A 10,639-nucleotide genomic window follows, 5' to 3' on the forward strand; every position below is an offset into this window, starting at 1 on the left:
CCTGTAGGAGCGGGTTTACCCGCGAAAGGGCCAGCACAGGCTTACACCGGTGTTTGCCCCAACCAGTGCACACCCGTACACTGCCCGGCGACTGTCTGGTGTGAGTCGTACCATGCTTTATTCATTGCGCATGTTCCTGCTGGCGCTGCATTTCCTTGCGGTTGGCGCCGTGGGCCTGATCATTGGCCTGTGCCGCCCCTTCAACCCCGACAACAGCCGCATGTTCGCCCGCCTCTACAGCGTGCCGGCCACCTGGCTGCTGCGCATCAAGGTCAAGGCCGAGGTCGGCCCGCTGTGGGACCAGCCACCCGGTTGCGTGATCGTCGCCAACCACCAATCCAACTTCGACCTGTTCGTGCTGGGCCAGGTGGTGCCACAACGCACCGTGGCCATTGGCAAGAAGAGCCTGGGCTGGATCCCGCTGTTCGGCCAGTTGTTCTGGCTGGGCGGCAACGTGCTGGTCGACCGCAAGAACGCCTACCAGGCGCGCAAGGCGCTGCAGAAGACCACCCGGGTGCTGCAGGACGACACCTCGATCTGGATTTTCCCCGAAGGCACGCGCAACGCCAGCGAACATTTGCTGGCGTTCAAGAAAGGCGCGTTCCACATGGCCATCGAGGCCGGCGTGCCGATCGTGCCGGTGTGCGTCAGCCGCTATGCCGGGCGCCTGAGCCTGAACAGCTGGCGCCAGCGCACGGTGATCGTGCGCTCGCTGCCGCCGATCGCCACGGCCGGCATGACCCTGCAGGACCTGCCGGCGCTGATCGAGCAGTGCCGGGGGCAGATGCAGCAGTGCATTGACCGCATGGACGGGGAGCTGGCCAAGAGCTAGGCCGCCTGTGTTGGCCTCTTCGCGGGCTTGCCCGCTCCCACAGGGCCCCCACAATGCCTGAAGCTGTGGTGACCCTGTGGGAGCGGGCAAGCCCGCGAAGAAGCCAACACCGATTCCAGCTTCCGCAGGTTGCTCTCAAGCCAGGTACGGCCCAAGCTGTACCCCGTGTTCAACCGGAAAAAGCGGACAACCATGGGGCGAGTCGTGGCATCGGCGGTGTACAGCGCCGGCAGGAAGGTCACCAACATCAGCATCGACGAAGGCAGCGAGTGGGCACGCAAGCCGGGGCATTTCGTGTGGATCGGCCTGGAAGAGCCCAACGCCGAGGAACTGGCCAACCTGCAGCGCCAGTTCAACCTGCACGAACTGGCCATCGAAGACGCCCTGGAAAAGCACAGCCGGCCCAAGCTGGAAACCTTCGGCGACGCCCTGTTCATCGTCACCTACTCGCCGGTACGCCACGAAGGCAAGCTGGAGTTCATCGAAACCCACATCTTCGCCGGCAATGGCTACATCATCACCTGCCGCAACGGCCACTCCAAGTCCTACGCCCTGGTGCGCCAGCGCTGCGAGGCTCGGCCGTTGTTGCTGGAGCACGGCGAAGACTTCGTGCTGTATGCCCTGCTCGACTTCGTGACCGAGAACTACCAGCCGGTCAGCGAGGCCATTCATGGCGAGATCGAAGAGCTGGAGCAAAGCGTGCTCGGCGGTTCGTTGCAGGAGGACGACATCCGCCGCCTGCACAGCCTGCGCCGCGACATCCTGCGCCTGCGCCGCTACGTGGCGCCGATGGTGGAAGTGAGCGAAGAGCTGCAGCGCCTGAGCTTCCCGTTCATCGACAAGAACATGCGGCCGTACTTTCGCGATGTGCAGATCCACGTGACGCGGCAGATGGAAGACCTGGCCAGTATCCGCGACATCGCCAGCCAGACCATCGAGATCGGCATGCTGCTGGAGTCATCGCGGCAGAGCATCGTGCAGCGCAAGTTCGCGGCCTGGGCGGCGATCCTGGCGTTCCCCACGGCGATTGCCGGGATTTATGGGATGAACTTCCAGAACATGCCGGAACTGGGCTGGCACTATGGATATTTTGGGGTGCTGGGGGTGATTGTGGCGGGGTGTACCGGGCTGTATGCCAGCTTCAAGAAATCGGGCTGGCTGTGAAGGCCTCTTCGCGGGCAAGCCCGCTCCTACATAGGAGCGGGCTTGCCCGCGACACCGGCACAACCGGTGCCAGCTACCGCCTCGCCTGCTTCGCGGGCAAGCCCGCTCCTACAAAGCGCAACATCCACTCCCCCACCAGGTCGCCCTGGTGCTCGGTGGCCAGGCTGGCCACGGCCTTGTGGTACACCTCGTCCCCCAGGTACTCCTGGCGTGCATCGAGCAGCGCCCGGGAGTAGTCGTGCACGAACTCCGGGTGCCCCTGGAAACACAGCACCTGGTCACGAATGTGGTACGCCGCATTCGGGCAGAAATCGCTGGAGGCGATCACCGTGGCGCCTTCCGGCAATTCGGTCACCTGGTCCTGGTGGCTGATCAGCAGGGTCAGCTCCGACACCTCCGGGTCCATCCACGGCGCATGGGCCGCCAGCGAGTAGCGGTGGATGCCCACGCCCCAGCCCTGCGCGGCACGCTCGGCCTTGCCACCCAGGGTCAATGCCAGCAGTTGATGGCCAAAACACACACCCAGCAGCTTCTCGCCACGCTCGTACAGTTTCAGCAGGTAGGCCTTGAGCGTCTGGATCCAGGGGTCTGAACCGAACGAATCGGCCTTGCTGCCCGTCACAAGGTAGGCATCGAACACTTCATCGTCGGCGGGATAGTCGCCGTTCATCACGTTGTACACACTAAATTCGGCGGCGATCGGCTGACGCGAGAAGAGCTGCTCGAACATCCTGCCGTAGCCCTGGTACTGCGCGGTCAACTCCGGTCGCAGGACATCGGTTTCAAGGATGCAGATGCGTAACGACATAGGGATGTTCCTGAACGACATGAGGGTGGAATTTGCTGTAAAGACTGACGCGAAAGGCCCGTACAAGCAAGTAGGCTGCACTGACGAACGGTCATATTCTGTCGCTGCCCTGCTGACACTTGCGCCACCGTCTAGTCAGAGCATGCCAGCCAGCTGGCACTTGGCCTCATAGCCAGACGAAATCACAGATCCGTCTTTTTAGAACAAAGGGTTCTCAAGCATGGATGACACGCACCCTACTGTTGGTTGTATATCCATTTTTCAAGAGAGGCAGGCAGTTCAGGCGCCACACGACGCTACTGCGATCGACCCGAAGCGCGACAAGGAAGCCAACGGGTATTCAGGAATAACAACAAGAAGGCGGTCCGCCATGTTCAGACAATCGAAAATTCGCCAAGCTGGGCTCATTCTCTTCGCCACGACTTTGCTGCTGATCCTGCCGAACCTGACACGTTTGTTCGGCTGACTGCAACTGTGGCGCCAACTGGCAGCGCACAGGTAACCTGCCGGCCTTGATGGTCGGAGATTACCCATGCGCCACTGCCTTACCCTGTTAGCGTTGCTCCTGAGCCTGCCGCTGTCGGCGGCGCAACTGCACCTTGAATTGGGCGCCGACACGCGCCAGTGGAGCAGTGCCGAATTGCTCGCTCATCCCCAGGCCCGGGACATCCGCATCGAACAGGACGTTTCCTACAAGCGCCCCATGCAGTATCGAGCGGTGCCCCTGGCCACGCTACTGGAGAACGTGAGCGCCAGCGACCACCTGCAGGCGGTGGCCCTGGATGGCTTTGCCGCCGAAATGCCCGCCGCACCGCTCCTGCAGCAAGGGCCGGCACGGGCCTGGCTGGCCGTGGAAGACCCGGGCAAGCCGTGGCCGGCACTGGGCCAGGGCAAACCGAGCGCGGGGCCGTTCTACCTGGTATGGACCACACCGCAGGCCAGTGGCATCCGCCCGGAGCAGTGGCCGTTCCAGATTTCCAGCATTCGCAAGTTGGCATCCGTCGAGACGCGGTTCCCGGCGCTGCTGCCCGACCCCAAGCTGCCAGCCGACAGCCCGGTGCGCCAAGGCTTTGCCTTGTTCCAGCAGAACTGCCTGGCCTGCCACCGACTGAACGGTGCGGGAGATGCGCAGTTGGGGCCGGATTTGAATGTGCCGCACAACCCGACCGAGTATTTTCAGCCTGGGTATCTACGCCAGCTGATTCGTGACCCGCAGAGCCTGCGGCGGTGGCCGCAGGCGAAGATGCCGGGGTTTGCCGAAAGTGTGTTGAGTGAGCGGGAGCTGGATAGTTTGCTGGCATACCTTGAGCATATGGCCAAGCGCAAGCCGTGAGGATTGTGTGTGCTTCTTCGCGGGCTTGCCCGCTCCCACAGAATCACCACGGGATTGAACATTGTGGCCAACCTGTGGGAGCGGGCAAGCCCGCGAAGAAGGCAACACCAAACTGTCAGGCTATGGGCCGCTCGTGCTTGACCCCCCAGCCTTCCACCTCACCACCATAAGGTGTCACCAACTGCTCGAAGGCCTCTTCGAAGTCGCCAATCCCGCCGTAGGTGGCATACATGACCTTGCTCAGTTCCAGGTGCCAGGCACCGTCGCCCAGTTCCTTCACCTGGGCATTGAGGGACTCACCGCGAAACTGCCCGGCCGCACGGCGGGCCCCTGCTTCGTCGGGGAATACAGCGTAGAACTCGATGGGGTGGATTTGGGTGAAGTCGAAACCGCCTGCTTTCATCTGGCGCAGGACGTTGCTGCTGATATCGTCGTTCTGGCTGCTCATGAAACGTCCTCCTGAATAAAGCAATGGATAGACTTTCCGTGCACTACGCACCTGCCGGCAGCGGCCGTGCAGTTCGAGCTGATGCAAGACGCGAATGAAGCGGCACCAAGCCCGCAGAATAGGCTGGTACCTTCATGCAGCGTAGTGCCTGCCAGGGCACCACGCAAACGTGTGGTTCAGGGCGTTTCGTGGATGCTGGTGATGGTCACGCCGCTCTGCTCCTTGAGCCAGCGCGCGGTGGGGGAAATGGCACGGTCCTGGAAGTCGTTGAGGTCCAGCTCGTCCATCACCGGGTACAGGTGCGAACGAATGGCCCGCGCGGCATCCTCTTCGCTGGGGCATTGGTCGCCGTGCAGCTTCAGGGTGGTGAGCACGCCTTTCTGGTCGGCAAAGATGACTTCCCACTCTTTCATTGAACGGATCCTCTCAGTCAACGAACACCGGGTGTGTGTGAGGCCTGAATAACTGACCCTGGGGCGAGGAGAATGTTCAGTCTGTGCCGGCCTCTTCGCGGGTAAACCCGCTCCTACAGAGGCATCACAACCCGTTGTAGGAGCGGGCTTGCCCGCGAATGGGCCGCAAAGCGGCCCCTGCTGCAACCTTACTTCGGAGTGCCGTGCACTACGCCAGCGGTGTTATCCAGCAGGCTCTTGGTCGCGGTCTGGATATACGCCTCGAGCTTCTTGAGCATTTCCGGCTGGTCCGGGCTTTCGATCAGCTCGGCCTTGAACTCGCTGCCCAACTGGTAGCGGTACATGCGCGGGGTCATGTCCTTGGACTCGATCAGGATGCGGTCGCCCTGTACCAGGCCGACGATCTGCTCGCTGCCCGACGGCTTGATCATGCCCACGCCCTGGTCGCCCTCAGGCAGGTTGAGCAGGTCGCGGCCCCAGCACTGGTGACGCGCCTTGCCACCCAGGCGGCCCATGATGGTCGGCACGATGTCGACCTGGGTGCCCACGGTGTGGTTGACCGCGCCGAACTTGTCCTGGATGCCCGGGGCAATCAGCAGCAGCGGCACGTTGAAGCGGCCCAGGTCCAGCTCGGTGACCTGCTGGTGGTTGCCAAAGCCATGGTCGCCGACGATGACGAACAGGGTTTCCTTGAAGTACGGCTCTTTACGCGCCTTCTCGAAGAACTGGCCCAGGGCCCAGTCCGAATAGCGCATGGCAGTCAGGTGCTCGTCCAGGCGGCCCTGGCCGGTCACCGGCTCTACCGGCAAGTCCTTGGGCAACGCGTACGGGGTGTGGTTGGACAGGCTCTGCAGCAGCGCGTAGATCGGCTTCTTGCCGTCGTGCTTGGCCAGCTCTTCGGCGCCACGGTCGAACATGTCCTGGTCGGACACACCCCAGGTCGGGTCGGAGAACACCGGGTTGACGAAGTCGTTGCGGCCGATGAAGGTGGTCATGCCCTGGTTGCCGAAGAACCCGGACTGGTTGTCCCAGGCGAAGTCGCCGTTGTAGACGTACACGTCGTCGTAATCGCGGGCACTGAGCAAGGCCGGCAGGCCAGACAGCTTGTGGCCGCCTTCCGGGGTCTGCATCAGGTATTCGAAACCTGGCAGGTTGGGGAAGCAGGCCATGGTGGCGAACATGCCCTGGTGGGTATGGGTGCCGTTGGAGAAGAAGCGGTCGAACAGCAGGCCTTCCTTGGCCAGCTTGTCGAAGTACGGGGTGATGTTGCCGGGGCTGCCCAGCGCACCCACCGAGTGGCCGGCGAAGCTTTCCATCAGGATCACCACCACGTTCTTGATCGGCAGGGTGCGCTCGGCCGGCGGCACGAAGTCGCGGCGGATGGCGGCCTCGTCGGCATCGACCAGGGTGTCATTGGCGGTCAGCAACTGCTCACGCACGCTTTGCGTGGCCACGTCCTGTTCGAGCACCGGCTTCCAGATGTTGGCGCGGTCCTCGCCAAAGCGGCTCTTGGCGGCGTCGATCAGGGTCAGGGTGCCATTCAGGCCCAGCTGGTTGACGAAGTTGGAATCGGTGGTGAAGGCATCACCCCAGCGCATCGGCGGGCCCTGGCGCAGGGTGCCACGGGCGGCGACCACGGCCACCAGCAGAATCACCATGAACACCGCCAGGCGGTTGTACCACGGCGCCACGCGGCGCTGCAGCATGACCGCGCCACTGTCACGGGTCATGCGGTCGATGCCCTTGAACAGCAGGCTCAGCAGCCAGGTGCCGAACGCCCAGGCCAGCAGGTAGCGCACCACCGGGAAGCCGTACCAGAGCATGCTCAGCACGGTTTTCGGGTCTTCCTTGATGTACTGGAACACCAGGCCGTTGAGGCGCTGGTGGAACTCGCGGTAGAAGTCCATTTCCATCAGGCCGAGGAACATCACCACACTGGAGGTGAGGGTCAGCCAGACGCGGAACACGCCACGCCGGGCCATGGCCCAGGGGCTGAGGATGGCCAGCAGCAGCGGAATGCTGAGGTACACCACCACCCGCAGGTCGAAGCGCAAGCCATTGAGGAAACCTTCGGCGACGGTCGCATAGGGGGTATCGCCGACCATGTCGCTGTTGTAGACCAGCAGCGCCAGGCGCACGAGGCTGAGCATCAGCATGATCACCAGGCCGCTGAGCAGCGTGTAGGCCAGGTGGGATTTCAGGGTCGGCGAGAGCGACGCTCGCACACCCTGTTGCTTCAAGGCGTCCAGGTTAGCCATGAATGGGAAAGTCCTAGGATTGCGGTTTGCGGAGATGGCGCTGGTACTAGACCAACGCAGCATTGTGCGGGTGCGGATTCTGTTTAAATCAATGTGAAAATTTTGTCACGGGGGTGTTGTGGCTTTTGTCTGTGCCGGCCCTTTCGCGGGTAAACCCGCTCCTACAGGCACAGCGCTGTGCCTGTAGGAGCGGGTTTACCCGCGAAAGGGCCGGCACAGGTATTCAGATACGCACATTCCCACGCGGCCCGGCGATCGCCCAGATCACCAGCCCCACCACTGGCAGCAAGGCGATCAGCAGTATCCACAGCACCTTGATGCCCAGCGTGCTGCCACTCTTGATCACGTTGAGGATGGCCCAGATATCCAGCGCCAGGATGATCAGCCCGACCAGGCTGTTGAATGTAGACCCCATGCCAAAACTCCTGTGCAAAGGCTTTGCTGCACAGCATAGTCAGCTATCAGGGCGATAGAAGGGAATCCTTGGCCGTTGGCGCGGGTCCCTGAGTAGACTGCCCGTATCCATCGACCCGAGGTTCGCATGCCCCCCGCCCACACGCAAAGCGCCGCCCCACCCTCCTCGCTGCTGAGCGCCTGGCGCCAGCAGGCCGTGAACACCCCCTGGCTCAGCGCCGGCCTGGGGCTGAGCCTGCTGGCGGTGCTGCTACTGCTGGCCGCCAGCCTGTGGAACGCGGTAAACGGCGACCATGCCGACAACCTGCACCTGGCCGCGCTGGGCGGGCTGTCCGGCTTCGGCGCCACCGCCTTGGGCGCGGTGCTGGCGGTGGTGCTGCGCGATGTCAGCGCCCGTTCCCAGGACGTTATGCTGGGCTTTGCCGCCGGCATGATGCTGGCCGCCAGTTCGTTTTCGCTGATTCTGCCGGGCCTGGATGCCGCCCGCGAAATTACCGGCTACGGCCCGGCCGCGGCCTTTACCGTGGTGCTGGGCATGGGCCTGGGCGTACTGCTGATGCTGGGCCTGGACCGCTTCACCCCGCATGAGCACGAAAGTACCGGCCCGTGCGGCCCCGAGGCCGAGCGCATCAGCCGGGTGTGGCTGTTCGTGCTGGCGATCACCCTGCACAACCTGCCTGAGGGCATGGCCATTGGCGTGAGCTTTGCCAATGGCGACATGAACATCGGCCTGCCGCTGACCAGCGCCATCGCCATCCAGGACATCCCCGAGGGGCTGGCCGTGGCGTTGGCCTTGCGTGCTACCGGGCTGTCGAACCTGAAGGCCGCGCTGGTGGCGATCGGGTCGGGGCTGATGGAGCCGCTGGGCGCGCTGATCGGCCTGGGCATCTCGACCGGCTTTGCCCTGGCCTACCCGGTGAGCATGGGGTTGGCGGCGGGGGCGATGATCTTCGTGGTGAGCCACGAGGTGATCCCCGAAACCCACCGCAACGGGCACCAGACCGCGGCGACGCTGGGGTTGATGGGGGGGTTCGGGGTGATGATGTTTCTCGATACCGCGCTGGGCTGACATTTTGGGTTGGCTGTACAGGCCCTATCGCCGGCAAGCCAGCTCCCACAGGATCACCACAGGGTTCGAAACCTGTGCTGTACCTGTGGGAGCTGGCTTGCCGGCGATAGGGCCAGTAGCCTTTAGATGTGTACAGCTACTTTCAAAGCTTCCAAAGCCGGCTCAACCTTGATCCCCACCTCAGCCCCCAGCTCCAGCACCCGCGCCAGGTCGTTCTGCCCCACCATCACCATCTGCAACTCGTCATCCAGCAACTGGCTGAAGTTGAGCAGCACGTAGCCACCCGCCTCCTTGTTCAACGCCCCCATCTGCACCTGGATGCGGTTGAGCGCGGTCAGCGGCTCGGTGCGGGCCAGCTGCTTGGGCTTGAGGGTGAACGGCACGCTCTGGTCGAACGAAGCGCTGATCTGCTGGAACAGCTCCTGGTAGCTGTCGGCCTGGAACACCACGGTGTCCGGCAGGCTGCCCAGCACCACCCATTCGCCCAGCGGCATAGGGAAGCTGTCGTCGTAGTTGATGTCGGGGTTGGCGGCCAGGAAGGCATCCGGGTCGGCGTAGGCCTGGGCGGCTTCGCCTGCGATGCGCTCGATGTCTTCCTCGCGCATGCAGCCGGCGCCAATGAGGCTGATGAATTCGAGCAACTGAGTTTTCATGAAAGGGGGCCTGCGACGGGTGAAAAGTCGCCAAGGATAGCCGCAAATGCCCCCTGGCGGTTAGCCGGCCAGCGCTTGCAGGCGCGCTGCGGTGTCCACTGCACCCATGGTTTGCGCCGCCATCAGCGCGGTGGCGCCGCGGACATCCTGGCGGGCCGGGTCGGCACCCTGGGCCAGCAGGTAGTCGAGGATCTCGCTGCGGTTGAACATGGCCGCCAGCATCAGCGCGGTGCGCCCGTCCTGCGCGGCGGCGTCCACCGGTACACCGTGCTCCAGCAGCAGGCGGATCATCGCCAGGTCCCCCTTGAACGCGGCCCCGGCGATGGGCAGCTGGCCGTTGTCATTGGCGATCAACGGGTCCGCACCATGCGCCAGCAGCACGCGCACCGCGTCATGCTGGCCGTGGTAGCTGGCCAGCATCAGCAGGGTATCGCCCTTGTGGTTGCGCAGGTTGGCCGGCAGGCCGCTGGCAAGCAGGCGCCCAAGCATCTCGGCATCGCCCTGGCGGGCACGTTCGAACACCTGCTCGGCGAACGCGGCGGTTTCGTCGTCGGTCATGCTGGCGGGCGAGGGTTGGCTGGACATATGGAACCTCCTGGCAGAAATCGTTGCCCAAGTGTTTGTCAGGCACGCCATTGCGGTCAAAGGTTCAGATTCTATAGGGCCGATAGGCAATTGCCGGACCATGCAAAATGCACTGTGCAAAATGCACGACCATGCAGCCTGCACGATGCCGCTTCTGAAAATACCTCGTAATACCCTGAATTTACTGGGTTTCTGTCTATTTCAAGTTCTGGCACGGTCGCTGCAACCATCAACTCATGTCTGCCACCCAACAGCCAGGAGTTGATATGGACCTCATCCAGGAAAAGTTCGTCTCGGTATTTTCGGCCTACCAGGTGAATACCCAAGCCCGCCCCGATGGCGGGGTACTGCTGACCCTGCGTGCTGCCGATGGCAAGGTCACCCGCCGGGTGCTGACTTACGCACAACTGCACAGTGCCGAACAGCTGTCCTGGGCGATCAGCGCCATCCGCCGCGACCTGGCCGAGCAGGCCAGTGAACTGCCGGTGATTTCGATGTTGCAGAGCCAGCAGCGGTTTGCCTTGCCGACTTACCGCTGAGTTTGGTGTTGCCTGAACTGGCCTCTTCGCGGGCTCGCCCGCTCCCACAGGTTCTCCACCGCCCTCAAGTGCAGTGATATCCCTGTGGGAGCCAGCAGCGGTTTGCCTTGCCGACTTACCGCT

The 10,639-nt window shown here is 63.2% G+C and carries 13 protein-coding genes; 6 read left to right on the forward strand and 7 right to left on the reverse strand.

The features are described 5' to 3' along the window. Window positions 1–112: 112 nt before the first annotated feature. Window positions 113–832, forward strand: a complete 720-nt coding sequence (locus TZ03_RS15805) for a lysophospholipid acyltransferase family protein (RefSeq protein ID WP_051098937.1) — start codon at window positions 113–115, stop codon at window positions 830–832. A gap of 192 nt (window positions 833–1,024) precedes the next feature. Further along, window positions 1,025–1,996 (forward strand): magnesium and cobalt transport protein CorA, encoded by a 972-nt coding sequence (locus TZ03_RS15810; protein ID WP_051098938.1) that lies wholly within the window; start codon window positions 1,025–1,027, stop codon window positions 1,994–1,996. Between the two features lie 73 nt (window positions 1,997–2,069). On the opposite strand, the gene TZ03_RS15815 is transcribed toward TZ03_RS15810, so the two are convergent. Next, the gene (locus tag TZ03_RS15815; protein WP_051098939.1) at window positions 2,070–2,804 is read right to left on the reverse strand and encodes an amidotransferase; all 735 of its coding nucleotides are present in this window, start codon (window positions 2,802–2,804) and stop codon (window positions 2,070–2,072) included. A 220-nt stretch (window positions 2,805–3,024) separates the two neighbouring features. Between TZ03_RS15815 and TZ03_RS30360 the strand changes: the two genes are divergently transcribed. After that, window positions 3,025–3,270, forward strand: coding sequence for a hypothetical protein (locus TZ03_RS30360; protein WP_152645468.1), 246 nt, complete (start codon window positions 3,025–3,027; stop codon window positions 3,268–3,270). Window positions 3,271–3,336: 66 nt separating this feature from the next. Continuing rightward, a complete protein-coding gene (locus TZ03_RS15820; protein WP_051098940.1) occupies window positions 3,337–4,137 on the forward strand; it encodes a c-type cytochrome in 801 nt (266 codons plus the stop codon). Between the two features lie 115 nt (window positions 4,138–4,252). On the opposite strand, the gene TZ03_RS15825 is transcribed toward TZ03_RS15820, so the two are convergent. The 4 genes from TZ03_RS15825 to TZ03_RS15840 form a co-directional block, all read right to left on the reverse strand. After that, a complete protein-coding gene (locus TZ03_RS15825; protein ID WP_016715077.1) occupies window positions 4,253–4,585 on the reverse strand; it encodes a ribonuclease E inhibitor RraB in 333 nt (110 codons plus the stop codon). Window positions 4,586–4,761: 176 nt separating this feature from the next. Next, entirely contained in the window at window positions 4,762–4,998 is a 237-nt protein-coding gene (locus TZ03_RS15830) for a hypothetical protein (RefSeq protein WP_051098941.1), read from the reverse strand. 188 nt (window positions 4,999–5,186) lie between these two features. Continuing rightward, on the reverse strand, window positions 5,187–7,256 hold the full coding sequence (locus tag TZ03_RS15835) for an LTA synthase family protein (protein ID WP_051098942.1): 2,070 nt from the start codon (window positions 7,254–7,256) through the stop codon (window positions 5,187–5,189). Window positions 7,257–7,479: 223 nt separating this feature from the next. Continuing rightward, a complete protein-coding gene (locus TZ03_RS15840; protein ID WP_051098943.1) occupies window positions 7,480–7,671 on the reverse strand; it encodes a PLDc N-terminal domain-containing protein in 192 nt (63 codons plus the stop codon). Between the two features lie 126 nt (window positions 7,672–7,797). Here TZ03_RS15840 and TZ03_RS15845 point away from each other — a divergent pair, with 126 nt between their 5' ends. Next, window positions 7,798–8,739: a ZIP family metal transporter gene (locus TZ03_RS15845; RefSeq protein WP_051098944.1), complete on the forward strand. Its 942-nt coding sequence runs from the start codon at window positions 7,798–7,800 to the stop codon at window positions 8,737–8,739. Window positions 8,740–8,861: 122 nt separating this feature from the next. On the opposite strand, the gene TZ03_RS15850 is transcribed toward TZ03_RS15845, so the two are convergent. Both TZ03_RS15850 and TZ03_RS15855 read right to left on the reverse strand, forming a co-directional pair. After that, window positions 8,862–9,392 carry a hypothetical protein gene (locus TZ03_RS15850; RefSeq protein ID WP_051098945.1) on the reverse strand — a complete coding sequence of 177 codons (531 nt, stop codon included), beginning with the start codon at window positions 9,390–9,392 and terminating at the stop codon, window positions 8,862–8,864. Window positions 9,393–9,452: 60 nt separating this feature from the next. Beyond that, window positions 9,453–9,977 (reverse strand): ankyrin repeat domain-containing protein, encoded by a 525-nt coding sequence (locus TZ03_RS15855; protein WP_051098946.1) that lies wholly within the window; start codon window positions 9,975–9,977, stop codon window positions 9,453–9,455. 266 nt (window positions 9,978–10,243) lie between these two features. Here TZ03_RS15855 and TZ03_RS15860 point away from each other — a divergent pair, with 266 nt between their 5' ends. Further along, the gene (locus TZ03_RS15860; RefSeq protein ID WP_013971511.1) at window positions 10,244–10,516 is read left to right on the forward strand and encodes a DUF3509 domain-containing protein; all 273 of its coding nucleotides are present in this window, start codon (window positions 10,244–10,246) and stop codon (window positions 10,514–10,516) included. Window positions 10,517–10,639 lie beyond the last annotated feature (123 nt).

Origin of the sequence: Pseudomonas sp. 10-1B, from assembly GCF_000935045.1 — a bacterium.
Taxonomy (GTDB): domain Bacteria; phylum Pseudomonadota; class Gammaproteobacteria; order Pseudomonadales; family Pseudomonadaceae; genus Aquipseudomonas.

Bases quoted from the DNA above. Each gene is read 5' to 3' on its own strand.
- TZ03_RS15805 (WP_051098937.1), top strand. From the start codon at position 113: ATGCTTTATTCATTGCGCATGTTCCTGCTGGCGCTGCATTTCCTTGCG.
- TZ03_RS15840 (WP_051098943.1), bottom strand. From the start codon at position 7,671: ATGGGGTCTACATTCAACAGCCTGGTCGGGCTGATCATCCTGGCGCTG.
- TZ03_RS15845 (WP_051098944.1), top strand. From the start codon at position 7,798: ATGCCCCCCGCCCACACGCAAAGCGCCGCCCCACCCTCCTCGCTGCTG.
- TZ03_RS15860 (WP_013971511.1), top strand. From the start codon at position 10,244: ATGGACCTCATCCAGGAAAAGTTCGTCTCGGTATTTTCGGCCTACCAG.
- TZ03_RS15810 (WP_051098938.1), top strand. From the start codon at position 1,025: ATGGGGCGAGTCGTGGCATCGGCGGTGTACAGCGCCGGCAGGAAGGTC.
- TZ03_RS15835 (WP_051098942.1), bottom strand. From the start codon at position 7,256: ATGGCTAACCTGGACGCCTTGAAGCAACAGGGTGTGCGAGCGTCGCTC.
- TZ03_RS15825 (WP_016715077.1), bottom strand. From the start codon at position 4,585: ATGAGCAGCCAGAACGACGATATCAGCAGCAACGTCCTGCGCCAGATG.
- TZ03_RS15850 (WP_051098945.1), bottom strand. From the start codon at position 9,392: ATGAAAACTCAGTTGCTCGAATTCATCAGCCTCATTGGCGCCGGCTGC.
- TZ03_RS30360 (WP_152645468.1), top strand. From the start codon at position 3,025: ATGGATGACACGCACCCTACTGTTGGTTGTATATCCATTTTTCAAGAG.
- TZ03_RS15820 (WP_051098940.1), top strand. From the start codon at position 3,337: ATGCGCCACTGCCTTACCCTGTTAGCGTTGCTCCTGAGCCTGCCGCTG.
- TZ03_RS15815 (WP_051098939.1), bottom strand. From the start codon at position 2,804: ATGTCGTTACGCATCTGCATCCTTGAAACCGATGTCCTGCGACCGGAG.
- TZ03_RS15855 (WP_051098946.1), bottom strand. From the start codon at position 9,977: ATGTCCAGCCAACCCTCGCCCGCCAGCATGACCGACGACGAAACCGCC.
- TZ03_RS15830 (WP_051098941.1), bottom strand. From the start codon at position 4,998: ATGAAAGAGTGGGAAGTCATCTTTGCCGACCAGAAAGGCGTGCTCACC.